Origin of the sequence: Streptomyces sp. CA-106110 (assembly GCF_050936285.1) — a bacterium.
GTDB lineage: Bacteria > Actinomycetota > Actinomycetes > Streptomycetales > Streptomycetaceae > Streptomyces.
Genome location: NZ_JBNJNB010000002.1, coordinates 331,195 through 354,912, shown reverse-complemented (window position 1 = coordinate 354,912; position 23,718 = coordinate 331,195). Strand labels below are relative to the sequence as shown.

The window sequence follows — 23,718 nt, the reverse complement described above, 5'->3', positions numbered from 1 at the left end:
GCGAACGCCGCGGCGGCCGGGTACGAGTGTGCGGACCGGCCGCGGGGGCGCCGCGCCGGCCCGCGCAGGGTGTGCGCCGGGCGCGGGCATGGACCGCCGGTGCCAGTCAGCGTCGGTCGAGGAGGTCCATGAACATGCTCTTGTGGAGTTCCTCGACATGCCGGCGCGCCACCTCGGCCGCCTCCGCCGCGTCCCCGCGCAGAATTGCCTTCACCAGGGCGCGGTGCTCGTCATTGGAGTGGCGTAGGAAGTCCAGCGGGTAGGGCAGGTAGTAGCGGTACAGCTCCCGGAGCACGGCGCCGTAGGGCTCGGCGACGGAGTCGAGTCCGGTCGCGGCGGCCACCGTCATGTGGAAGCGCTCGTCGCAGCCGTGGAACTCCGCCCAGCTCGGGGCCCGGTCCATCTCCTCGATCAGCCGGTCCAGTTCCTGCGCGGACTCCGTGTCGAGGCCGCGGACCGCGGCCAGATGGGCGACCCCGCACTCCAGGACGAGCCGGTGGTCGATCAGCTGGTGCACGTCGGCCGATGCCGCCCGGTACGTTTCGATGGCCCCGACCGTCGCGTGCGCGGGCCGCTCGGCCACCAGCGTCCCTCCGGTGCGGCCGCGTCTGCGCTCCAGCACGCCTTCCTTGCACAGGGCCACCAGGGCCCGGCGGACCGTGATCTCGGAAACGCCCAGGGCCTCGGCGATCCGGTCGCTGCCGGGCAGCCGCTCACCGGGCGCCAGCAGGCCGAGATCGACGGCGAGCGCGATACGGGCCCGTACGGCGTCCAGGGCGGACAGCCGCCGGATGGCGGTGAGCGGCGGCGCGTACAGGCCGTGCGTGGCCTGCTCCGCGCGCGCCGGGCGGGAGTTCACGGGGGAGCCGGGCATGGCGACACCGTACTCAAAAGTGCTCATCTTGAACACTCTTGTTTAAGTGCTCATCGTGCTCTATTTTTTTTCGCCATCAGGCCACCTGCTGTCCGAAAGTGGTGACTCCCCGTGTCCCGGCCCCTGCCCATCGCCCTCGCGCAGGCCCTTCCGCGCTCCTCCCGCCTGCCGCTGGCCGGCTTCACCGATGAGGTCCAGGACCTCATCGCGAGGTTCCCCGGGACCCGTCTGGTGGTTCATCCCGAGCTGCACCTGTGCGGCGTGGAGGGCTCCCGAAAGGAGCGGGAGGCACAGTTGCGGGAGTCCGCGGAGCCGTTGGACGGCCCCCGGACCAAGATGCTCGCCGAGCTCGCGGGTGACCTGGGCATCTGGCTGCTGCCCGGCAGCGTGTGCGAGCGCGGCGCGGGGAGCGAGCTGTTCAACACCGCTCTGGCCTTCTCGCCCGAGGGCCGGCTCGTGGCCTCGTACCGCAAGGTCTTCCCCTGGCGACCCTACGAGCCGTACGACCCCGGCGACCGCTTTGTCGTGGCCGACCTGGCCGAAGCGGGCCGGATCGGCTTCGCGATCTGCTACGACGCGTGGTTCCCCGAGGTCGCCCGGCATCTGGCCTGGATGGGCGCGGAAGTGATCGTCAACCCCGTCATGACGACGACCGCCGACCGTGCCCAGGAACTGGTCCTGGCCCGAGCGAACGCCATGGTGAACCAGGTCTACGTGATCAGCGTCAACACCGCGGGCCCGGTCGGCACCGGCCGCAGCCTCGTGGTGGACCCGGAGGGCCGGGTACGGGTCGAGGCCCCCGACGCCCTGCCCACCGTCCTCACCGATGTGCTCGACCTCGACGACGTCACCCGGGTCCGGACCCACGGCACGGCGGGCCTCAACCGCGTGTGGGACCAGTTCCAGGACGGTGACGCCCCGATCGAACTGCCGCTGTACCAGGGGCGGATCGACCCCCGCCGCTGGAATCCGGACCGCCGCGCCGGCGGCTGACCGCCCGGCATGTCCGCCTCCGCCCCGTCCCCCGCCCGCCGACACACCCCCGGAAGCCCGCCCGGCCCCTACGCGCCCCCTGGAGCCCCGCCATGGAACAGCCCACCCCGACGCTGAACCGGACCCTGACCCTCAGATCAGTCGTCGTCTTCGGCCTCGCCTACATGACCCCCCTGATCGTGCTCGGCACGTACGGGGTCATCGCGCAGACGACCAACGGCACCGTCCCGACCGCCTACCTGCTGGCCATGGTCGCGATGATCTTCACCGCGTACAGCTACGGCAAGATGGCCGCGGCCCATCCGGTGGCGGGCTCGGCCTACACCTACGTGCGGCGAGCCATCGACTCCAGGGCGGGCTTCCTCGTCGGATGGGCGACGCTCCTGGACTACTTCTTCCTGCCCATGGTCATCTGGCTGATCGGCGGCGCCTATCTGCACGCCCAGTTCCCCGGCGTGCCCTTCTGGGTCTGGATCGTCGGCTTCATCGCGATCACCACCGCGCTGAACGTGCGCGGCATCCGCACCGCGGAGAAGACCAACGACCTGCTCATGATCTTCCAGGTGCTCGTCATCGGCTTCTTCGCGCTCTTCTCACTGCTCCACGTCTTCCACCACTCGGGCGCCGGAGGGCTGTTCAGCACCACGCCGTTCCTCAACGACCACAGCACCCTGGTCGGCATCTCGGCCGGAGCGGCCATCGCCGCGTACTCCTTCCTCGGCTTCGACGCCGTCACCACCCTCACCGAGGAGACCGTCGAGCCGCGGCGCACCATCCCCCGCGCGATCATCCTCATCGCCCTGATCGGCGGCGGCATCTTCGTCCTCCTCGCGTACACGACCCAGCTCGCCCACCCCGGGAGCACCTTCGCCGACCCGAACTCGGCCGCCTTCGAGATCGCCAGGACGATTGCCGGGAGCCTGTTCTCCTCGATCTTCCTGGCTGGTCTGGTGGTCGCTCAGTTCGCCTCGGGCATTGCCGCCCAGGCCAGCGCCTCCCGCCTGCTGTTCGCGATGGGCCGGGACGGTGTGCTGCCCCGCCGCTTCTTCGGGTTCGTCCACCCCCGGTTCCGCACCCCCGCCGTCAACATCGTGCTGACGGGGGTAATCGGGCTCATCGCGCTGCGACTCAACGTGGCGACCTCCACCTCGTTCATCAACTTCGGCGCGTTCACCGCCTTCACCTCGGTGAACCTCAGCGTGATCGCCACCTTCGTGCGCGAGCGCCGCGCGGGACGCAGACTCAACCCCCTCACCCACGTCGCCTTCCCCGTGGTCGGCGCGGCGGTCGACATCTGGCTGCTGACCCGCCTCGACGGCAAGGCCATCACCCTGGGCCTGATCTGGCTTGCCGTGGGCGTGCTCTACCTCGCCTACCTCACCCGGCTGTTCCGGACCCCGCCACCGGAGATCGACTTCGCCGAGGAGACCAGGACCCCCGAAACGGTCTGACCTGGACCCCGGAACCTGACAAGGGGCCGCCGCATTGCCGGCGGCCCCTGTCAGCTTTCAGCGCGATTGCTCCGTCTTGACCCCGGTACCAGTTCCAGGCCGCTGTCCGCGGGCAGGGCCTGCCGGTAGCCGGTGTACATGTGCTCGGTCGCCAGGTGGACCAGGCGGTCCTCGTCCGCCGCGCGGGCGGCCTCCAGGATGGCGCGGTGCTCGCTCACCATCACCGGGACGGTGCCCGGTCCTGGACGTAGGAGCGGGAGATGCGGCGGTTGACGGGTGGTCCCAGAGGGTGTCGATCATCCGCAGGAGCAGCGCGTTGTCGCAGGGCTCGATCAGTAGCCGGTGGAAGGCCCGGTTGAGTTCGAACTGCGCCGCCGCGTCGGCCGGGTCCGTGGCCGCCATCTCCTCGATCCCCGCACGTCGCCCAGGGCAGTGTGAGCGACTTCGAGGAATTCATCCGTAACGAGGCCCTCTCTCCGCAGGACGGGGACACCCGGGCCCAATACGCCGCCGACCTCGCGGCCCGAGGCCAGGCCCAAACATGGCCGCCGCCCCACAACCTGAGCGGCCGCGCACCCGATCTGGATCAGCGACCGGGCCAGCGGGTAGATTCCGGATCGTGACGTCTGCGCAGGTGCGACTCGACCCGATGACCGAGACCGAATTCCAGGCCTACTTCGAACACATGCTGGTCAAGCACGCTGCCAGCAATGTGACCTCGGGCAACTGGACGGCCGAGGAGGCTGCGGCGAAGTCCGCGCAGAACCTGGCCCGGCTGCTGCCCGACGGGCTCGCCACCAAGGACACCCATCTCTGCCTGGCCCGGGATGCGGCGAGCGGCGACCGTGTGGGCATCTTCTGGCTGAATCTGCGCCCGCATGGAACTGAGACTGCGGCATTCATCTACGACATCGAGGTCGATGCCGAGTTGCGCGGTCGCGGCTACGGCCGGGCGGTGATGCTCGCGGGTGCCGACCTCGCCCGTGAACTCGGCTCGGTACAGATCGGACTGCATGTCTTCGCGTACAACCAGACTGCGATCGCGTTGTATACCTCGCTCGGATTCGCCACGACCGATCTGGTCATGTCCTTGCCGCTGTAACAGATGGGGTCGCTGTGTCCGTCGGGCAGCGCCGGCTTGGCGGTTCGGCTTTGGGGTGATCGTGGTCAGCAGGCGGCGGTGCGTGCGAGGACCAGTTCGGTACTGGTAATGCGGGTGGCGCGGCGAGCTGAGCGGTCGGAGACCAGCCCGGCGTTCGCAGCCTGGGCGAAGTCTTCGCGCCGTCCGGTGTAGCGCTGGAGTGGGACTTTTCGAGCGGCACAGGTTCGCCGCGCTGGACCACTGCGGCCCGGGCTGGTCCGACTCGCGCGACGATTCCCCCGTGACGAACACCGGAACACTGCGGGTGCCGATTAATCATCCGGCCTGGTCACTCGACTTTCGCGGTTTCCTGTTCGAGTGGACGCCCGTGGGCCGATTGACGGCGCCGGGTGATCTTGTGCGTGTCGTCCCGGGGTGAAGCCGCAGGTCGCGAGCATGGCGGAAGCATCAGCGTGATCAAATCCACCTCGTGAGGGGCCGCTGATGCTTCCGACGATGACGGTACCCGCTTCGCTGGCACGGCTGTGGGAGGCCGCGCGGGCGACCTTCACCGCGCCTTCACCGCGCCGACGTTCACCACCTTCTGCGGTCTGGTGTGAGGGATGATCGGGCAGACCTCGGCAGTGACGGTATGCGGCATGCTCACCGGCATCTGGGCTGGAACAGCACTGGGCCCACGACCGCGCCCGCCGCTTCTTCAATGCCGCCCGCTGGAGTGTCGACCAACTCGGCCTTGTCCGCCCTGCTGGTGCACCTGCCGTTCTGAAGGGTCGATTGCTGCCGGATGACAGACTCGGTTGAGGCCGAGTGAAGCCACGACTAACTTGATCTTTAACCTGGGGTCTCGAACGGCGTCTCGTACTTGATCACTCGTGTTGGTAACTGCCGTACGTGCAGGCGGCCTTCGGCTGACCATGTGCTCCGACCAAGGAACACACATGCCCAGCACGAAGGCCGTAGGGATGAGTCTGTTGCATCATGCTGTTCGGCAGGAGCGGTTCGCGGAACTGTCACGCTTCCGGGGCCAGTTCTACGCGGTCACCACCCGGCCCCGGGACACGCGCAGTTGCTCGCTCAGCCGCGCCGCGTGCAGTGCCCGTATCATGAGCCGAAGCAGGCAGTGACCGGCAGCAGCGGGGAGGTTCTCACCATGAATGCAGCGGAAACGGAGCACCCGATCTATCCGCCGGTCCGGCCGCGGCTGACGGTCGAGGAACTGCTGGCCGCGAAGAACACGCAGCCGATCACGTCCCTGGACGATCTGAAGGCGGACACCTTCGAGTCCGACGAGGAGCTCGACGAATTCCTCGCCTTCATCTACGCCGAGCGCCGGCGCGACGTCGCCTGAGCCGCCGCCATGCAACCGGTCATCCTGGACACCGATGTCGCCTCCCTGTCCCACAAGGGCAGGCTCACCGGCCCGCTGGCCACCCGGCTGATCGGCCGCAAGCCGCTGATCACCTTCGTCACCTTGGGCGAGCTCACCCAGTGGACCGAGATCCGCGACTGGGGCAGCCTCCGCCGTCAGGAGCTCGCCGACTGGCTCTCCGGCATCCCCGTTCTCCCTGGGGACGAAGCCGTCGCCGCCACCTGGGGCAAACTCTCCGCAGCCGGAAGGAAGGCCGGACGGCCGCAGCCGACCAACGACATGTGGATCGCCGCCTGCTGCCTCACCTACGGCCTGCCGCTCGCCACCTTGAACCTGAAGGACTACGAGTACTTCAAGAACGAGCACGGCTTGCGCATCCTCGGCGAGGAATAGCCTGTGGCGCTCGAAAAGTCATAGCCACAGGTGGAAGTGGTGCGGTTCGGCCGCTGGAATCATGTCCGCGTGATCGTGTCCCTGCTGTACAAGGTGGCCCGGAGGTTGCTGTCCGTCCCGTCGGTGCTGCTGCGCCGCGACACCACCAAGGACGCGGAACTGCTCGTCCTGCGGCATGAGAACGCGGTGCTGCGCCGGCAGTTGGCCGGGCCGGTCCACTACGAGTTAGCCACGCCCTGCACTACCTGCACGCCTCCGACGAGCAGTTCGATGCGATCTGCTCCGTCTTCGGAGCCATCGGCCTCGTCGCCCCCGAGCTCCTGCTCCCGACCATCGCCCAGCACCTCAAAGCCGGACGCACACTCGCCTCCTCCGTCCCACACCCCCAGCGCGGCGGCAGGCGCTGCGGGTGCCGATAAAACATCCGCCCAGGTCGCAGACTCGATTGGCGAGGCGGCGAGGCTGGCGCGGGAGATCGCCGCCTGCATCCCCTCGGAGAACTGCCGCATTGCCCGGATGAGCCTGGACATGGGGGCCGCACCCGAGGTTCGGGTGCGGCCCTGACGCGTTCCGATGTCTCAACCTTTCCCTGCCACGTTCAGGAAGGGATAAAGCCGTCGCGATGCGCGGGGATGCCCATACGGGCGAAGGTGGAGACGGCTACCAACGGGGGCATCGCCCCCCGGGGGGGCGGCGAGGTCAGCCCTGTGACCCTTCGGGATGTAACGATTCTCTGTGGCCGGGGCCGGGTTGTGCGGCCGCGAGTGCCGTTGCGGGGCGCGACGATCTTGTGTGTGAGTGCTCCAGTGAGACTGAGTGAGTGACCGCGACGTGGTGGTGCGGGCTCTGGCTGAGGGCTTGGGCCCGCAGCAGACGACGGTGGCCGAGGTGTGCAGCGACGATGTGGTCGCCGTCAGCCCGGTTCAGCGGCCGTCTTGCGAGTGGGTCATGCAGGCTGTCGGTGGCGGCTGCGACGCTGTCCGCCATGGATGAGCTGGAGTTCCTGCGCGGCCGTGTCTACGGGGCCGACCACGACGATGCCGGACCGCGGCGGGGGCGCACCTACGTGGAGCTGGTGGCCGGCCCGCTGGATGGTCTGCTCCTGGACGTCACGGACTGGCCCGACCACGCTCGAGCCGAAGACGTCGCCCTGCATACGGAGATAGGCCGGTATGGGCCGGGCGGCCGCGCCCTGTACTCCCCGAGACCGGTGGACCGGAGCCGGTTCGACTGGCGCGGAGACATCCCCTGACCGTCGCCGTGGCCGGCCCGACCACAGGTGCGGCCATGCCTGGTCAGCGCCCTGAACCGCGGAGGGCGCACGTGGCCGCGATGCGCAATCGCTGACCGCGTGTGTGCAGTCTCGGCATGGCGTGGGCCGGTTGCGCACGCGATGCGCAGGCGCCCGGGAGCTGCGTGGTCCGGCCCGGCGGGCTGTGCGGTGCTGTGACCTGCCGTGGTGGGGCTTGTGGTCGGGGGTGGGGGCCTGCGCAATGGGCGTCGGTTTCCCTGCGGCGGGGTGTGTGCATGGACACGGTGACGCTGCACGCTGCCCGGCTCGGCCCGAGTGTCGGGCTCACGGGTGGGCATGCGCTAGGACTGATCTTGAGCAGGCCGCCGCAACTTCTGGTGGCCGGTTGTGCGTTGGCGGTCCGGGAAAAGACGTTCCGCTTCCTGCGGGGAGATGCAGGTGCAAGGCCTGCCCGGCGCTCGTTTGCGAACCCCCGTCCCCTGCCAAGGGGGTGGGGTTTTCGCGTTGCGGCGTGGGGCTGCGGCGACGTGGATCCTGTGCGTCGGCTGCGCCGCCGCTGCGGTGGAGGTGTCTGCACACTGGCGATGGCCAGTTCCGCGAGGTTGGTGGGCTTCGTGGCGGGAGAGGTGGCTGGCCTCCCCATACCGGGCCAGCCGTCGATGCCCGGCACTGGCCAAGGCTCTGACGCGATCAGCGGGCACGACCAGAGACTGGTGATCAAGGCTGTGAACTGGGCGGATGATTTATCAGCACCCGCACAGCGGCGGCGACCTGGACGGGGGAGGCGTCCTCACGGCTGAGGAGTACGGCCTGCTGGGCGCGGCCGCTGAGGTCACCGAGCTCGGCGCTGTCCACGGCCGCGAGTTCCACGGCGGCTTCGGCGGCAACGGCCTTCACGAGCTGCGGGTCGTCCAGGTGGTGCAGGGCGCGTCCGACACGGTGAGCGGATTCGAGAAGGCTGCTGTAGGAGACGACCATCGTGCCGCCGCTGGGCAGATTCGGCCGGGTGATCGCGTCGACGACTTCACTGAAGCCCTTGCGCTCCTCCTCACGGCCCCAGCCTTCACCGGGTTCCTCCGAGGATGCCCCGGCCTTCAGGCCGGGGAGGAATCGGACTCCTGCGGAGCAGGACAGGAAATAGGGGTTTCGCCTCCAGGGCGAAGGACCGTCCACCCGCGACGAGGTGAGCGAGCCCGTGGCGATCAAGAGGCCTCAACTGTCAGTCCTCCCGGGTAGGTTCGGATGCATGACGACAGACGCGACCACGGAGGGGGCCGGGCATGCCCGGTACTCCTTCCGTGTGCGCCTGTCGGCTACCGCGCGGCGCGCACTTGAAGCGGAGTGGGACCGCTGCCGGTGGCTCTGGAATGAATGCGTCGCCAAGTCCAAGCAGGTCCACCAGCAGAGCAAGGGGTCCGGAGAGAAGCTGACGTGTGGTCCGGCGCAGTTGGACAGGATGCTGACTGAGGCCCGCGGGGTGATGCCGTGGCTGGCCGAGGGTGCCTCGGTGCCGCAGCAGCAGGTGATTCGGGACTTCGCCAAGTCGCGGGCGAAGGCGTTGAAGGACGTCAAGGACGGGCTTCCGGTGCACCGCCGGGCGGGGATGCCCCGCTTCAAGCGGAAGCGGGACAGCCGCCCGAGCCTGAACTACACGCGGCGGGGTTTCCGTCTGAAGGACGGTCGTCTGCACCTTGCGGGCCAGATCGTGCTGAGCGTGGTGTGGTCGCGGGCTCTTCCGGCCGACCCGTCGAGTGTGCGCGTGTACCAGGACACGCTCGGGCACTGGTATGTGTCCTTCGTCGCCCCCGCGCAGAGCGAACTGCTTGCCCTCACGGGGCGGGTGCTCGGGGTGGACTGGGGTGTGAAGGAGACCGCCACCACCACGGATGACGCCTACGATCTCCCGCATGCCGAGCACGGCAAGCGGGCCGCGCAGGGGCTCGCCCGCTACCAGCGGATGATGGCCCGGCGCCGGCGTCCGAAGGGCCGGCCCGCATCCAAGGGCTACCGGAAGGCGCAGGCACAGGCCGCGAAGCTGCACAAGAAGGTCGCGGGGCAGCGGGAGGACACCGGCCGCAAGTGGGCCAAGTCCGTGATGCGTGATCATGACGGGGTGGCGGTGGAGGACTTCCGCCCGAAGTTCCTCGCGAAAACCACGATGGCCCGCAAGGCGGCCGATGCCGCCATCGCCGCCACCAAACGCGCTCTGGTCGAGATGGGGCGCAAGCACGCACGGGACGTCCGCCTCGTGCACCCGGCGCACACCACGATGGACTGCGCGCAGTGCGGGGCGAGAACCAAGCACGCACTCCCTCTCTCGATGAGAACCTATGCCTGCATCGTGTGCGGAGCCGTGTCCCCCAGGGACAAGAACTCCGCCCGTGTGATGCTGGTCCGGGCAGGTTGGAACCCGGACGGTGCCGAGGGCGTAAGACCTCCTGAGCCGCCGGCTCCGGTGGCGGCCTGAGCCGTGAATCCCCACGCAGCCCTGGAGGGTGGAGAATCCCCTCCCTTCAGGGAGGGGAGCCTTCAATGTTGGGTTCCAGGGAGTCGGCGGCGCTGGCGGGGTGCGTGTAGGTGCGCCATGCGGCGCTGGAGAGCTGGGTGAGAGCCTGGGCCAGGCTCAGGAGCCTGCCAGTATCCGGAGCTCGCGAGTCACTGAAGCCTCTGGCCTGCGGTAATGCGTGTTGGACATGTCTTTGACGCTGCCTGCGGCAGACCACGTTCCGGGGGCGGGCTCTGTACGGTCGGAGATGTGAAGATCTCGGAGATGGACCAGGCCCGGCTGAAGAAGTGGGCCGAGCAACGCATTCCTGCATACGCGAAGGCGGAAGTCTCGGTGGGGTGCACTGTGCGGGGCAGTGCTGCTGTGATTACCGAGGAGCGCGCGCCGTGGGATGGGGTTGGGGAGTGGACCTCGCGCAGGGTCGCTCGGCTGCGGCATACCGGTGAGGGATGGCAGGTGGAGGGGGCGGACCGCAATGGCCGCTGGTACCCGTGCGATCACCTGCCGACGGTCCCGTCGCTGGACGAGGCCCTGGCTGTGCTGGACGACCCTCGGAATGCGTTCTGGGGCTGATTCTTGTCCGTGTCAGAACGGGTGCGGCTCGGCGGGCGCCGTGTTCGGGGACGACTGCGTGGAATCGGGCATCGGCCTGGCTGCCGGTGGGGGCTCGCCCTGGGAGGGTGTGCCTTGCCGGTAGGTCTTGGTGACCTCGGCGGTCGCATACGTCAGGGAAACCGCGACCTCCTCGGCGTCGATCTCGAGGGTGGTGCGGCGCTGGCCCTCTTTGTCGTCGAAGGTGCGCTGCTTGAGGCGGCCCGTGACGATGATCCTCATGCCGCGGGTGAGCGACTGTGCGGCATTTTCGCCGGCTTGTCGCCACAGTGAGCAGCGCAGGAACAGCGGTTCGCCGTCCACGAATTCGTTGCGGTCGCGGTCGAACACACGTGGGGTGGAGGCGATGGTGAACCCAGCGACGGGCAGGCCGGAGGCGGTGTGCCGCAGTTCCGGGTCGGCGGTCAGGTGGCCCACCACGGTCACCAGCGTCTCGCCCGCCATCGTTGCCACCCCTTGCTCGATACTGGAACGCTCCCACTGTACTCGCCCTGCGGACCCCCTGGCACGATGACTGGTATGACGAGCGAGGAGAACAGGCTGGAGACGGCGGCCGCAGCATTGCGGGACGCACAAGAAGCAGTGCACACGGCTCGCCGGAACCTGACCGCGGCCATCGTCGCTGCGTACCGGGCCGGCGAGCCTGCCACTCGCATCGCCGAGCGCACCGGCACGAGCGTGGTGGACATCCGCAACCTGCTGGCCGCCACCCAGAGCTCACGCCGCGCATAACCACAATCGTCCGGGGTGTATCAGGAATTAATTCCTGATACACCCCGATTGGACTAGGCCGGCACGACGAAGTCGGTCGCTCGGCCGCTCCCAGACCGAATGGCGGGAGTGGTCGGGTCGCGGCAGGACACGCAGCGGTGCTGGGCGGGCGTGGCCAGGCGTTGGTGCTGAGGGGCTCGACGGGGCTGTGTGTGAAGCCCGCTGTCGTACGGTCCTTGGGCTGGGCGGTGATCATCCGAACTCCTCATCCCTTTCCTTCGAGAGGTGGACAGCAGCGGCGCCGGCAGGGGAGTGCGCGGCGAGGAAGGCGGCAACGTGGCCGAGCTGCTTCGCGGCGAGGTCGGTGAGCTGGTCCAGCGGGAGCGCTTTGGCGTTGGCCAGGGCGGCCTGCTCCAGCGCACCGGCCTGCTGCGGACGGGCCTGAGCGGCGAAGACGTCGTCGAGGTGGGGCCCGCGCAGCTGGACGGGCCCGATGCGGCGGCCGTGCACGTTCATGGAGACGTAGTGCTCGAACCGCTCCATGGTGGCGACCCGGTCGGGGCTGGGGTCATCACCCCACTCCATGGTGATCGGCGCGATCGCGGACCTCGATCCGGCGGTGGTGGCCAGCGTGGACGCGTTCTGCACCAGGGACAGCCGCACCGGCGTGGGGAGGCGGGACAGTAGCTGGGTCATGCCGTGGACGTGGCACTTGTACTTGCGGAGATCCTCGAACATCGCGGCGATGGTCTCCGGGGCCGCACCGGTCAGGGTGATCAGCTCGTCGAAGTACGGGCGAAACGGCACCCGCTTATCCTCCGGGGTGTCGCGCCGGGAGCGTGCGGCCCGCAGCAGGTCCCGGGCCAGGAGTGCGGTCAGGAGGCGGTCGGTGGGCCCGTTGCCGCCCGGGCACACCCAGACGATCATCCGGGAGTCCATCGCCGCGCGGATGTTGTAGACACCGACCGGCTGGCCGAGGAACGCGCGGGTGACCGGGTTGGCGGCCAGGCGGGCGATCGGGTTGAGGACGACAGCGAACGCGTCGGGCGGCAGGGTCGGGAACACCGACTGCCACCAGGCGAGGGTCTCCTCATCGAGCCGGCCCGTTACCGTCGCGAGTGCTGCCCTGCGGAAGGCCGGGTCGGTGAGCAGGGCCCTAACGTGGAAGAGCGTGGCCTGGTCCTCGGGCCGGCCGGCCTGGCAGGCCGTCTCGTTGACCGCGACAAGGACGGTCAGGGCGGCGGTGAGGATGGTCAGCGCACGCGGGGCGGTCGCGTCGTCCCAGGCCAGTGCGGAGGCGTAGGCGTCGGCGATGGCCTCGACGACCTCGTACGCCGACTGCCCGTGGTGCATCCCGAGCGGATTCCACGAACTCACCCGCGGTTGAGAACCGAGACCGTTGAGATCGATCAGCGCGATCCGCGGCATCAGGTGTTCGTGTGCCAAAAACGGCAACGCGCGCGGCCAGGAGTCGCGGTGCGGGTCGACGAAGACGAGCCCGCCACCCGCGTGCGCCCAGCCGATCGCCTGTGCCAGGGCCCGTTCCGTCTTGCCGCCGCCCGCCTTGCCGGTCCCGACCTCGAACAGGGTCTCTTCGGCGTAGGTGGCCACCAGCCGCCTTCTGCCGTCCGGGCCGCGGTAGATGCCCTGCAGCAGCAACCCAGGGTCGCCGAATTCGAACGTCGGCAGGTCACCGGCGAGCACCGGAAGACGACAGTGCAGGGTCGGGGGCTTGAGCAGGCCGGTCAGCTCCTCCAGCCTCACCCAGTTGGGGCGGGGCGGCTGGCAGTGCCCCAGATTCCAGCGGCGCGCGAAGCCGCGCCGGGTGGGCCAGTGGTCGGCGCCGATCCGCCACGGCCCCAGCCGCCGGCCGCGCATGGCCCACCGGGAGCGGCCGCCGAACACATCGAATGCCGCCTGGAGTTGGGCCAGACGGGCCTGGGCGCGGCCTTCCGTGTTCGAGGCACACATCACCAGGAGCTGGACGCGGACCAGGTGGTCGTCCTCGGCGAGCTTGCCCAGCGCCTCAGACGGCTCGATGCGGCGGGGAACGGGCGGCATCACCAGCCGCCGACCTGCGCCCGGGCCCGAGCCGGGTGTGTCGCTGAGCAGCTGCTGCACCTGCCAACCCCAAGAGTCCCCCATACCGCTGGCGTCCTGCCGCAGCCAGCGAGCGGCCCGCTGGGCCTCGCGGCGCTCAAACCGGCGCGCGGCGCCCATCAGCTGCAGGCGGCGCGCCTGCAGCGTCCACTTCGGGGCTCGCTGGATGTCGAGCCGGATTTCGGCGAGGTCGCCGAGCTCGGCGCGCAGGTCGGCCACGGCGTCGATGAGCGGCTGCAGCGGGTCGGGGGTGAGCGGCACCTCGCGCAAGGGCGCTGTGGGTGTGCCGCGCAGGATGAACTCGGCACGCACGGTGTGCTTTCGCGGCTCGTCGACGATCGGCCGGGCCCGGGTGACGGTGACATCGGGCCCAAAGGGGGTGATGGACAGCAGCCGCTGTCCGCCCGCTGGACCCTCGATGCGGTAGCGCAGCGGCGAACTGCCGTCCGCGCGCAGTCGGATCTGCACGGCCTTCGCCCGGCGGGGTGCCCACCACGGCATGGCCGTGGACGCGCGGGCGAGCTGGACACCGCGCCGGAAGATCTCCTCCAGACTCGGGTCGAAGTGCCGGGTGGCAACGAGCTCCAACGCCATCCGCTCGGCCGAAGCCTTGGCCGCGAGCAGGCGTACCACCATCTCAACCACGCCCCAGCACACGGCGATGGCCGGCGCGAGCAGATACCAGTGGCCATACAGCCATTGGGCGGCGTCGACCAAGCCGGTGACCAGTGCGAGTACCTGACCGGCAGACGTGTCACCGGCCAGGTCCGTCAGGTACGGGGCCGCGGAGTCCACGTGGCTGCTCCCTTCTTCAAAGCGGTGCGGGTGAAGTGCCAGTCGGTGATGCGCAGGTCGGTGAAGGTGCCGCCGCGGTCCGTCCCGGCCCACACCAGATGGACCACCGCCTTGGTAGGGCTGCCGGCGCGGCGGGCGATCGCGGCCTGGATGCGAAAGCGAGCGGTGGCGAACGCCGGGGCCACGTCCTGGCCGGCGTCGGGAAAGACCTCTGGCCACGTCGCTCGGCCGACTCCTGTGGCGTCCGCGCGCAGCAGCGCACGACCGGCGGTGAGCAACTCCCGCTCGTCGTCGGCGGGAAGGTCGGCGGGCCAGGAAGTCTCCAGATTCCGCTGGATGGCCCGGTCGCCGGCCACACCCTCGCCGTGCGGTGGCAGAGCGGACTCGTCGGCTGACGGCGTCGACGCCTCGGACGCCGTGGAGGCAGCCGAGCCGGCGGTCGCCGGCCTGCCGGTCGAAGGCATAGCGGCGATCGATGACCGATCCGTGGTCGCCTGCGCGGTCGACGGCGTCGCTGGGGCCAGCGGTTGCTGATCGTGCGGCATGCACAGCAGGGCAGCCCCAGCGACGGCGAGCAGGACGGTGCTCAGCACCAGCAGGCGCGAGGAGCGCGGGGTCGTGGTCACAGCAGTCGTGCACCCCCCGCATAGCCGGACATCGCGCTGACGGCGTCCAGGCGCACCACGGTCCCCGGGCGGGCGGCGTTGACCATCTGGCCGCCGCTCACGTAGATCCCGACGTGGTAGATCGTGGAATCATGTCCGGGAGCTGTGGCGTAGAAGACGAGGTCACCGGGCTTCAGCGCACCCGTGCCCTGGCTGGCCGGGATCCGCTTGCCGACACCGGCCTGCGCGGCCGCGGTGCGCGGCAGCCGGATGCCGACCTTCGCGTACGCGTACTGGGTCAGGCCCGAGCAGTCGAAGCCCTTGATGCTCGTGCCGCTCTTGCCGCCGGGCGAGCAGCAGATCCCGTACGACGTGCCGCTCGCGTTGCCTGCGCCCCACGAGTACGGCACCCCCCGCTGGGAAAGCGCCGCCTCGATCACGGTGCGGACCTTCTCGGAGACGTTCTTCAGGTCCGGGCCCTCGGCGGCTGCCGTGTACTGGTCGATCCAGCCCAGCACGCCTGCTACGTACGCGCTCGAGTGGTTGTACTGCCAGATCGCGGCCTTGAGTTGGGCGCGCTGGGCCAGGTTGCGTCCGCCTCCGCACAGATAGATCGCGGCCCCGAGAGCGGCGTCGTCCGCGTTGTGCGGGTCGGCGATCTTGTCCCCGCCTGCGTCTTTGCCGATCGACTTCCAGGTGGAAGGCAGGAACTGGAACGGCCCGACGGCGCGCTCCCCGTTCGCGGTGCCGTCCCACCGGCCGCCGTCGGTGTCCGGGACGGCGGTGGTGTTGCCACCGACACCGGAGCCGCCCAGGAGTACCCCGTAGATTTTTGGGCGGATGTCGCCGCCTGCGGCGATGCTCCTGCCGATCGCGTGGTTGGACTCGACCTTGGCGATCCCGGCGAGGATCGGCCAGCGCATGCCCCGGCACCTGGGCACATACGTCCCGACCTGCTGGACGGCCTTCTTGTAGGCGGTCAGCATCCGCGGCGGGATGTCCGCTGCGCTGCCGCCCTCGGCGATACCCCCGTCGTCCTGTGCACCCCTCTGAAGCGCGACATACGCGCTGATCGCGTTCCCCACCGGCGCGGCACAGCACACAGCGGCGAACATCAGCAGCGCCACCATGCACCCCCACCGCCTCACACGGCGCCTGGGCGGCCTCACTCGTCCTCACCGCCCTTGTTCCGCCGCCGGACCTGCTCCTGGCGCAGGCGTTCCGCGTCGGGACCGGTTAGCCGCATCAGTTCCTGCATCCGGGCCCGCGCCTCCTCCCGCGCCTGGCTACGCGCGCTCCTCCCACCGGGAAGAACCGGCCCGCCGAGATCGGCCCGAGGCTGCGGCGCAGGCCCGTCCCGGCGCGGGAGCGGTGCCGAGGCCGGAGTTGCCGTGGAACCGCCCGCCGACGCGGGCGGCTGCGCGGGGGCAGAGGTCGGACGGCTCGAAGGACGAGGGGACGGCGCAGGCGTAGCCGGGCGGGCGGTGTGACCCCGCAGGACCTGGGCCACGTGGCGACCCGTGTCTGTCCAGACCCGGCCGTCCTCGCGGAGGGTGTTGCCCCACACGCGCAACTGCTGGCGGGCGTCCTGGGTGTAGCGCGAGCCCCCTGCCCGGGCCCGGCGGACGCCTGCCGGTAGACCGGCCGTCGCCCCGTACGCGGCCCGGCCGCCGCGGTGCAGGATGCGGTAGCCGCGGAAACGGACCAGCCGGTTGTGCGCCCGGGTCGACAGCAACGTGCGATCGCTGTTCTGGTCGTGCAGCACCTGGCCGGTGTCGCGGTCGATGACCTGCCCCTGATCGTTGCGGAACCGGTCGGGCGGGCCTGAGGGCCGCCGCGGCCCCGCGCCGCCTGAACCACCGTCCCCGCCGTCCCCGCCGTCCCAGGGCCCGCCCGCGACTGCACTCGGGTCGCCCTCGGCGACGGGCTTGCGCCACGTGGCCAACTGCTCCGCATCGGGCCGGCGGCCGATCAGCAGCCAGTGCGCGCCCTTGGCGCCGAGCCGGGCGCCCAGCCCGCCCAGGGCGGCGGCCGCGGTCAGCGGGGCCAGACCGCGCCCGGCTTCGGCCGTGGCATCGGCGAGGACCCTGCCGGCATCCACGGGCATACCCGCGCCGTCGGACAGCGAGGTGAGCGCGCCCATCAGCCGCTGCCGCGTGCCGAGCATCCCGAACCTGCCACCACCTCCACCCACGAAGGCGCGCAGCCCACCGCCATATCCGCCCAGCAAAGCCGGCGAGTTCATGGCGAGCGCGGCGCCGAGCTCGGAGGTGTCGCCGGGCAGATGGGTGCCGCCGACCGTGGCGTAGCGCATCCGCATGGCCATGCGCCGTCCCAACGACGAGATCCCCGTCAGCAGGCGGCGGTGCCCGGCCGCGCCGCCGATGGCGAGGACGTCGATGAGCAGGATCCGCTCCACCATCAGGTCGGGACCGTTGGTGAGGGTGGCGTCGATGGCGATCCCGAAGAACGGGATGAACGCGCAGATCCCGACCACGGCCAGGACCGCGATGCCCCACAGGGACAGCCACTTCCACACGCTCTGGCGTGCCGGGCCGGGCAGCATGCCCGCGACGAAGGTGAGACCGCCGACGGCCGCCGCTCCAGCACAGACGCCCTGGGTGCCGAGCAGAACGATGGCGCTCGACAGGAGCATGCCGCAGATGAACAGCGCGGCGATCAGCAGCAGGAACGCGCCGCCCAGACGCCACCAGGTGGGCTTTTCCGCGTAGGCGGCGCACGACTGCCCGACGGGCCCGGCCTTCTTCATATCGGCGAGGAATGCGGCGAAGGCCTGGTCCTCGTCCGTGACGATCGCGTTGGACGCGTCGAGGAGCTCGCCTCCCGGTGTGAACTCCGGAAGCTGGGAGCTGCCGCTCGGCTTGCCGTCGACGTCACGCTCGCAGTACTGCTTGGCCGGCCCGTGGACCAGGCTGCAGGCGTCCTTCGCCCTGCCCGACGGGGTCGAGCCGGGCAGGTACCCGCCGGTGATCCACTTCAGGTGGACGGCGTAGGCCTTGCGGTCTGCAGACTTGGCCGCATCGAGGATCCGGCCGTACTCCAACAACATGTACGGCTTGACGATCAGGGCATTGGTGATCGAGTCCTGGATGGGGCGGGCCACCTCTGCTGCGGAGACCGGTCCTTCGCCTTCACGTTCCAGGCACTTGATCTCGGCGTTGCCGGCCATGCCCGCGCACGGGTCGTAACGGGCGAGTTTGCCGCCCCAGTCGTAGGAGTTGACGGATCGCTGGGCGACCTCGGCTGCCACGTGCTGGGACTGTCCCAGCGGGCCGTCCGGGCCGAGCAGGGTGTCGGGGCGGATGAGGGCGGAGGCGGCGATCGCCCCGATGAGCAGGGTGAGGAAGATTTCGCCCAGGCCGCGGCCGACCCGCCCGCGCACGATCATGAATCCGGCGAAGACGAACGCCCAGGCCAGCAGCAGGCCTTTGATCCCGAGCGTGTCGACGACCACATGGTTGTAGGTGTCGGCGACCTTCTGCGCCGGGCGGATGAGGATCTTCAGCAGCGGGAACCGGAAGGCCACCTCGATGGCCCACCCGGCCAGCCCGACCAGCAGCCGGATCAGGGTGAACAGCCCGGACAGGGCGAAAGCCAGGGCCTGCGTCTTGAAGGCGACGATGGAGCCGCCTGAAGCGTTCAGGTCGTACCCGTCGATCGGCACACCCTCGGACGAGTCGATGTTCAGCGGAGCGAGCAGGTCCCCCCTCTCGCTGTTGCTGCCGGCCGCATACACGACCTGGGTGTTGACCAGGACGAACACGACCGTGAGCAGCACCACGAAGCCGACGGAACGCAGCATCGCGCGGTCTGGACGGAGCACGTCAGCGCCGCCTTTGCCCGGCAGTGCCGCGCAGCCGCCACACCACGAGAGCACCCACACCAGCACCGGCAGACACGAGCCTCCACGCGCCACCTGCCCCGTCCGGCCGGCCGGCGGATGCAGATCGTGCGGCGCCGCGCTCGCAGTACGCCGTGGCCGGGCCCACGATCAGGCCACACGGATCATCGCCCTTGGGGCGGGCGTCGGCGGCGAAGGCCCGTCCGGTGTGCGGCCACCACGCCTGCGGCACGCCCACCCCGAGGGCGAGAACGACTGCGGCAGCCACGACGGCGAACACGGTGAGGACGCTCGCGGCTGCGACGCGCCACCAGCGGTCCCAGGAAGACGTGGTCATCACAGGTGTTCCTTCGGACGGGCATCCGCGGCCTCACCGGCGAGCGGCTCCGGCACGGACGGTGAGGCAGCGCTCGTGCGGCGCCCTGGCGTGGTGGTGATGGAGGTGGTGATACGAGCAATGCGGGGGATGGAGACCTTGATACGGCCGGTGTTCTGCCGCGGGCAGGTCAGCAGGAACTCGCCCTCCCGGCCCCTCTGGCCGACGGGAGACAGACCGGTGGTCACCAGCCGCAAAAGCTCCGGATCGTTCGGGTCGAGCCCGACGAACTCCAGGCCGCGACGGGCGCGTTCACGATCGGCGGTGCGGGCGAGCGCGCGGTAAGCCATCAGCCCGCGATCGGGACCGAGCTCGAGGGCGTCATGGGACGCGCCCAGCAGACCGGCGCCGTGCTTGCGGCCGTCGTGAAGGATTTCATGGACCAGGGCGGTGCCTTCGGCAGACGAGGTGAGCCAGTACAGCTCGTCCAGGACCACCGCGGTGAACCGCTCCGGGTCCTTAAACGCCCTCTGCCGGGCGATTGCGGCGATCAGGTAGAGCACCGCACGCCCGATCAGCGCCTCCAGCGGCTGCTGCTGCAGGACCTCCGGCTTGTCGAACGCGGCCTTGGGCGGCAGCTTCAGACCGGTTGTGGTGATCACGATCATGTCGGTGGTGCTGGAGGCGTCCAACCGCACCGGCGGCAGCGTCGGGTCGAAGACCATGCGGGCCAGGGAGTTGCTGGCGACGACCCGGATGAGGCCGGCGAGGGTCGCTGCCGCGTCCTGCCGTTTGCCCACCTCGCGCGTGGCCATCTCCTTAAGGACCTCAAGGACGCGGTGCATGGACGGCCGGGGGCCGGCGGCGGCCTGCTCGACGGCATGGTGGAGGACCTCGCCGCCTGTGCTCATCGGGCCGATGCCGAGCTGCAGGGTGAGGTAGGACAGGGCGTAGTGGCGGCCCTCCGGCCCGTCGAACAACCGCAGGGGGTCGATGGACACCTCAGCCTGGGCGGCGTCGATGATCTGGACGCGGCCCTTGGCAGCGGTACGGGCGAAGGCGGCCCACTCCCGGACCGGGGTGCGGTCGATACAGATGACGCAACCGCCGCGCGCCCACACCGCCTCCGCGATCAACTTCTGCAGGACGCTCTTGCCCGCGCCGAGATCCCCGACGATGCCCATCGAAGCGGACGCGTCGACCTTGGGCGCATCCGCCACGTTGATCATGACGGGGCGGGTGGTACCGCAGTCCAGGTCGATACCGAGGAACATCCCGCCCGGGTCACCGACCTCCGCGGTGGTGAAAGCGCCGCAAAGCGCCCAGTCTTCGCAGACTTGATGCTGGGTGAACTCCCGCACCACCCCAGGCCGCACCGTGCCGGGCAGCCCCAGGGTGAACAGGGCCTCCTGCAGCCCGGCCGGGCGCACCGCGCGGTAGTCGGCGCCGCCGAGCAGCGCGGCAAGGGCCCTGGCCCGGGCGTCGCAGACGGCGGCGGTCGGCCCCCACACCGTCAGCACGGTCACCGACTGCACCTCGACCTCCACGCTGGTGCGGGAGAGACGGGCGTCCAACTCGCCCAGGTCGCGGGCGGCCTCGGTCAGGGACGCGGGCATGCCGGTGGGGCGGGCGTCGTACTGGTCGGCCTGGTCGATCAGCTCGTTCTTCTTGCGCCGCACCTGATCCCGCGCCTTTTCCGCCGGCACCAAGGTGAGGTCGACGGTGTAGTCGACGGGAAAGTCGAGCATCTCCAGCTGGGCGAACAGATCCGCGGCATCCTGGCTGACCGCGGGCGGGCACTCAGCCAGCGCCAACTGCGCCTGGTAGCCGACTCCTGCGTCGGACTCGACCTGCAGCCAGCGCCGCCCCAACGGTGAACCGGTGTTCAGCCGCCACCAGGCCTTGCGGCCCGACCTCGTGATGCTTCCCGCGTTCTTGAGCTCGGCGATGTCGTCGAGTTCGGGGTCGAGGCCGCCTTCCTGCAGGCGGACCTGGCCGAGGTCGGCGTAGCTGGGGGAGCGCAGCACACCGCCTTGGATCTGCCCGCCATACAGCGCACTGGTCTCGGCCTCCGCCAAGAGCGGCTCCGGCAGGCCACGGTGGAGGGCGTGCTGGATCATCCACACGATCTCCGCCGGACGGGCCGGGCGGAAAGCGACGCCGCCGGCGAGCGCGGCCTCCACCCCCAAGGCCTGCTCGCGGTAGGCACCCACCTCGCGCCGCGCCACCGGCACCGGCCGCAGGCCCACCATCGGCGCGATCTCGGCCCACGCCGCGCCGAGGGACGCCGACACCTGCAGGCCGCCTGCCTCGGTCGGCAGGGGCACGGCCAGCCACAGGGTGCGGCGGTGCATCTCCTGGTCGTCCAGCAGATCCAAGGTGGCCTCGACGTTCTCCACCCACGGGTGCCGGCCCGCACCCGGCACCTGCTCGGCCGGCTCGATGCCCTCGATCATGCGCAGGGCGATCTCACCCGGATCGACCTGCGCGCACCAACCGAACAACCGCGGAGCTCCGGACAGCGACCGCACCAAATGTGTGATCTTGGCGAACTGTTCGTCACGGACTGCGGCGGGCACATGGGTGCCCTGGACGCTCTCCTCGCGCTGTCCCTGTGCGTCCGGCCCCGGGTGAAGGCGATAGAGGGCCCACACGCTGCCCTGCGTCGACCACACCAGGTGCCCGGCGATGTGACGGATCGCAACCCTCACCGCGCACCCCCCTGATGGGCGACGGCGAGCAGTTGCCGAACACCCGATACCGGCGCCACCGGCATCGTGGGAGCAGCGGCCGGGCCCGGGAGCGGCGTTAGAGGCGCACACAGCCGAGCCGCACGGGAGGGCGTGGCCTTCACGGCGGGGTCCGGCGTGGGCGCGACCTCGATGGTGAAGCTGCCGAACAAGGCTCGGGGCGCTCGGTCGCGGGCGGCACGCCCGCCGATGCGGCCTCCCCTCGGCTGCCAGCCGAGCAGCACCCAGCCCAACGCGGCCTGCATCGGGGCCCGGCCCCGGATCTTCGGTCGGCGCACCGCCCAGATCGCCAGCACCCACGCGATGATGGGGACCGGCCCCATCCACGACCACCAGCCGATCGTCTTGACCAGAAGGAAGCCGCCCGCGACAGCGACCGCGATCTGCGCGGGGGTGTACGGGCCGAGGGGGATCTTCCAGTCGGCGACCTTGCCCAGCACCCAGGGGTGGCGGCGGGCTGAGGTGTAGAAGCGGCCCACCCGCGCTGCCGCCGCGGTCACAGCCGGCCTCCGACGGCCGGTGAGTGGTCACCGGAAGCCGGGAGGTCGTACTGGACGACGCCAGGAATGGCAGGCGCGCCCTTGGCCGGGTTCTTGACCTCGTCCTCGAACATGTTCGCGAGGCTGTCGCGGGAGTTGTACAGCCCCAGCGCGATGATCATCAACAGCAGAGCGCCGATCCCTGCCTTGAGACTGAACCTCTGGACCATGATCACGACGACGAGGACGGCCAGACCGGCCTTCAGACCGTTGGTCGCCCACTCCTTGAACATGTTGATCCACGAGTTGCCGAGGTCGTCCAACTGCCCAGCGAGTATCAAGCTGTGCGCCGTGTTCACTGGGCACCCCCGTCCCGAGCGGTCCCGGACTCCAGCGCCGCGACTTCCCACCGGCCGGAGCGGGACTTGAGCGTGAGCTCGTACGCCAGTGGCCACCTACCGCCGGCATCGCGGGCTTCCACCCGAACGAGGACATGCACCGCCGTGCCATCGGCGGGCGCCGTGGCGGCGGCCGCGGCATCTTCGACTGCTGACACCTGCTCGACGGCGACCGCCTTGTACGGGGCGGGGGAGACGGCGGTGAGCTTCACGCCGGGCGCGAGGTAGCGGTCGACCTCGCCGGCACCGGTCAGGTAGGCGGCGAGGAACTCCCCGACGGCGGAGGGCAGATCGCCCTCCGGGACGGTTATGTCGTACGGCGACTTGGGCACCTCGGCCCGGGCCGGGCCGGCCACCACGCCGGGCGCACCGGTCACTGTGAAGGAGGAGCCCGAGGTGTCGGCGGCCACCGGCACGGCGTAGTAGCGCACCGAACCGTCGGCATACTGCGCAGCCACCGTCACCGACCACACCCCGCCGGTGCGCTGCGCACTGCGCACCGCGGTCACCGACTCCGGCTTTGACTGCGCACCCGCTGCCGGGTCGGGCAGCTCGACGTCCGGCGCCATCGACTGCGCAAGCCGCGCCTGCGCAGTCGTCGCGTCGTTGGCACTGCTGCGCAACCAGACGCTGAGGAACACCTGCGCGTAGCCGCCTGGGTCGGCGGCGGCCGACGTGGTGCGTACGGCGGTCGGCTTGGCCGGGGTAGCCGCTTGGACCGTGGTCGGGGTGGAGGCGACGGCGACGCACAGGGCGACGGGGCCGGCCGCGATGACGGTCCAGACCGCCACGCGCGAGAGCCGTACGCGGCGCCGCATCGCCTCCAGCCGGGCACCGGCCGCCATCGCAGCAGCAGACTCGCTCGGTGAGGCCTGCTTGCCAGGGGACATGGTGAAACTCCCAGGTCAGAACGGATGTTGCTGACCTTGAGCAAACCCGCCGACCCCGACCCGACCACCGACCACGAACCCCCGACCAAGGTCACGATGGGGACACGAAGTCCGTGGTCGGCCCGACCACAGGCCTGACCACGGGCTGGCCGTGAGCCGAGGACAGGACATCGCGTCCGGCCCACGGTCGCCGTGTCGGTGACCGCTAGACGAGTCTGTCCAAACGTCTGCGGGCATGAAGAGAGGGTGTTCAAGATCCG

The 23,718-nt window shown here is 70.1% G+C and carries 21 protein-coding genes and 3 pseudogenes; 10 read left to right on the top strand and 14 right to left on the bottom strand.

Translation table 11 applies throughout. The features are described from left to right. Positions 1 to 106: 106 nt before the first annotated feature. Complete coding sequence (locus ACQEXA_RS59345) at positions 107 to 901, bottom strand: FadR/GntR family transcriptional regulator (RefSeq protein WP_433135028.1); 795 nt, start codon at positions 899 to 901, stop codon at positions 107 to 109. 84 nt (positions 902 to 985) lie between these two features. Between ACQEXA_RS59345 and ACQEXA_RS59340 the strand changes: the two genes are divergently transcribed. Further along, a complete protein-coding gene (locus ACQEXA_RS59340; protein ID WP_433135027.1) occupies positions 986 to 1,867 on the top strand; it encodes a carbon-nitrogen hydrolase family protein in 882 nt (293 codons plus the stop codon). Positions 1,868 to 1,959: 92 nt separating this feature from the next. Continuing rightward, positions 1,960 to 3,318 carry an APC family permease gene (locus ACQEXA_RS59335; RefSeq protein ID WP_433135026.1) on the top strand — a complete coding sequence of 453 codons (1,359 nt, stop codon included), beginning with the start codon at positions 1,960 to 1,962 and terminating at the stop codon, positions 3,316 to 3,318. A gap of 50 nt (positions 3,319 to 3,368) precedes the next feature. On the opposite strand, the pseudogene ACQEXA_RS59330 reads toward ACQEXA_RS59335, so the two are convergent. Together ACQEXA_RS59330 and ACQEXA_RS59325 are read right to left on the bottom strand one after the other, a co-directional pair. Continuing rightward, positions 3,369 to 3,551 (bottom strand): annotated as a pseudogene (locus ACQEXA_RS59330) (hypothetical protein); the annotation flags it as partial. Positions 3,552 to 3,588: 37 nt separating this feature from the next. Further along, positions 3,589 to 3,720, bottom strand: a pseudogene (locus ACQEXA_RS59325) (FCD domain-containing protein); the annotation flags it as partial. A 217-nt stretch (positions 3,721 to 3,937) separates the two neighbouring features. Here ACQEXA_RS59325 and ACQEXA_RS59320 point away from each other — a divergent pair. From ACQEXA_RS59320 to ACQEXA_RS59300, 5 genes and pseudogenes are all read left to right on the top strand, one after another. Beyond that, positions 3,938 to 4,420: a GNAT family N-acetyltransferase gene (locus ACQEXA_RS59320; RefSeq protein ID WP_433135025.1), complete on the top strand. Its 483-nt coding sequence runs from the start codon at positions 3,938 to 3,940 to the stop codon at positions 4,418 to 4,420. A 1,150-nt stretch (positions 4,421 to 5,570) separates the two neighbouring features. Beyond that, entirely contained in the window at positions 5,571 to 5,768 is a 198-nt protein-coding gene (locus ACQEXA_RS59315) for a hypothetical protein (protein ID WP_359410523.1), read from the top strand. A gap of 9 nt (positions 5,769 to 5,777) precedes the next feature. Further along, positions 5,778 to 6,182 (top strand): type II toxin-antitoxin system VapC family toxin, encoded by a 405-nt coding sequence (locus ACQEXA_RS59310; protein ID WP_359410524.1) that lies wholly within the window; start codon positions 5,778 to 5,780, stop codon positions 6,180 to 6,182. A gap of 227 nt (positions 6,183 to 6,409) precedes the next feature. Then, a pseudogene (locus ACQEXA_RS59305) lies at positions 6,410 to 6,583 on the top strand (SAM-dependent methyltransferase); the annotation flags it as partial. Positions 6,584 to 7,167: 584 nt separating this feature from the next. Then, positions 7,168 to 7,434, top strand: coding sequence for a hypothetical protein (locus ACQEXA_RS59300; protein ID WP_433135023.1), 267 nt, complete (start codon positions 7,168 to 7,170; stop codon positions 7,432 to 7,434). Positions 7,435 to 8,151: 717 nt separating this feature from the next. Here ACQEXA_RS59300 and ACQEXA_RS59295 read toward each other — a convergent pair. Beyond that, a complete protein-coding gene (locus tag ACQEXA_RS59295; RefSeq protein WP_433135021.1) occupies positions 8,152 to 8,640 on the bottom strand; it encodes a hypothetical protein in 489 nt (162 codons plus the stop codon). Between the two features lie 40 nt (positions 8,641 to 8,680). On the opposite strand from ACQEXA_RS59295, the gene ACQEXA_RS59290 reads away from it, so the two are divergent. Then, positions 8,681 to 9,901 carry an RNA-guided endonuclease InsQ/TnpB family protein gene (locus ACQEXA_RS59290; RefSeq protein WP_433135020.1) on the top strand — a complete coding sequence of 407 codons (1,221 nt, stop codon included), beginning with the start codon at positions 8,681 to 8,683 and terminating at the stop codon, positions 9,899 to 9,901. Positions 9,902 to 10,189: 288 nt separating this feature from the next. Next, the gene (locus tag ACQEXA_RS59285; RefSeq protein WP_433135019.1) at positions 10,190 to 10,513 is read left to right on the top strand and encodes a DUF3024 domain-containing protein; all 324 of its coding nucleotides are present in this window, start codon (positions 10,190 to 10,192) and stop codon (positions 10,511 to 10,513) included. Between the two features lie 12 nt (positions 10,514 to 10,525). Here ACQEXA_RS59285 and ACQEXA_RS59280 read toward each other — a convergent pair whose 3' ends face one another. Further along, positions 10,526 to 10,996, bottom strand: coding sequence for a single-stranded DNA-binding protein (locus tag ACQEXA_RS59280; RefSeq protein ID WP_433135512.1), 471 nt, complete (start codon positions 10,994 to 10,996; stop codon positions 10,526 to 10,528). 75 nt (positions 10,997 to 11,071) lie between these two features. Here ACQEXA_RS59280 and ACQEXA_RS59275 point away from each other — a divergent pair, with 75 nt between their 5' ends. Beyond that, entirely contained in the window at positions 11,072 to 11,284 is a 213-nt protein-coding gene (locus ACQEXA_RS59275) for a hypothetical protein (protein WP_433135018.1), read from the top strand. A 231-nt stretch (positions 11,285 to 11,515) separates the two neighbouring features. Here the strand turns inward: ACQEXA_RS59275 and ACQEXA_RS59270 are convergent, their stop codons facing one another. The 9 genes from ACQEXA_RS59270 to ACQEXA_RS59230 are packed head-to-tail and all read right to left on the bottom strand — an operon-like array spanning position 11,516 to position 23,458. Next, positions 11,516 to 14,158 (bottom strand): ATP/GTP-binding protein, encoded by a 2,643-nt coding sequence (locus ACQEXA_RS59270; protein ID WP_433135017.1) that lies wholly within the window; start codon positions 14,156 to 14,158, stop codon positions 11,516 to 11,518. Continuing rightward, positions 14,134 to 14,784: a hypothetical protein gene (locus tag ACQEXA_RS59265; RefSeq protein WP_433135016.1), complete on the bottom strand. Its 651-nt coding sequence runs from the start codon at positions 14,782 to 14,784 to the stop codon at positions 14,134 to 14,136. Before ACQEXA_RS59265 ends, ACQEXA_RS59270 begins: the two co-directional genes overlap by 25 nt. After that, a complete protein-coding gene (locus ACQEXA_RS59260; protein ID WP_433135015.1) occupies positions 14,781 to 15,893 on the bottom strand; it encodes a C40 family peptidase in 1,113 nt (370 codons plus the stop codon). The genes ACQEXA_RS59265 and ACQEXA_RS59260 overlap by 4 nt, the downstream gene beginning before the upstream one ends. A 35-nt stretch (positions 15,894 to 15,928) precedes the next feature. Continuing rightward, entirely contained in the window at positions 15,929 to 18,607 is a 2,679-nt protein-coding gene (locus ACQEXA_RS59255) for a hypothetical protein (RefSeq protein WP_433135014.1), read from the bottom strand. 1 nt (position 18,608) lies between these two features. Continuing rightward, positions 18,609 to 18,962 (bottom strand): hypothetical protein, encoded by a 354-nt coding sequence (locus tag ACQEXA_RS59250; RefSeq protein WP_432941038.1) that lies wholly within the window; start codon positions 18,960 to 18,962, stop codon positions 18,609 to 18,611. Further along, entirely contained in the window at positions 18,962 to 21,652 is a 2,691-nt protein-coding gene (locus tag ACQEXA_RS59245) for an ATP-binding protein (RefSeq protein WP_433135013.1), read from the bottom strand. Before ACQEXA_RS59245 ends, ACQEXA_RS59250 begins: the two co-directional genes overlap by 1 nt. Then, a complete protein-coding gene (locus ACQEXA_RS59240; protein ID WP_433135012.1) occupies positions 21,649 to 22,191 on the bottom strand; it encodes a hypothetical protein in 543 nt (180 codons plus the stop codon). The genes ACQEXA_RS59245 and ACQEXA_RS59240 overlap by 4 nt, the downstream gene beginning before the upstream one ends. Further along, on the bottom strand, positions 22,188 to 22,529 hold the full coding sequence (locus ACQEXA_RS59235) for a hypothetical protein (protein ID WP_433135011.1): 342 nt from the start codon (positions 22,527 to 22,529) through the stop codon (positions 22,188 to 22,190). The genes ACQEXA_RS59240 and ACQEXA_RS59235 overlap by 4 nt, the downstream gene beginning before the upstream one ends. Further along, positions 22,526 to 23,458, bottom strand: a complete 933-nt coding sequence (locus tag ACQEXA_RS59230) for a conjugal transfer protein (RefSeq protein ID WP_433135010.1) — start codon at positions 23,456 to 23,458, stop codon at positions 22,526 to 22,528. The genes ACQEXA_RS59235 and ACQEXA_RS59230 overlap by 4 nt, the downstream gene beginning before the upstream one ends. Positions 23,459 to 23,718 lie beyond the last annotated feature (260 nt).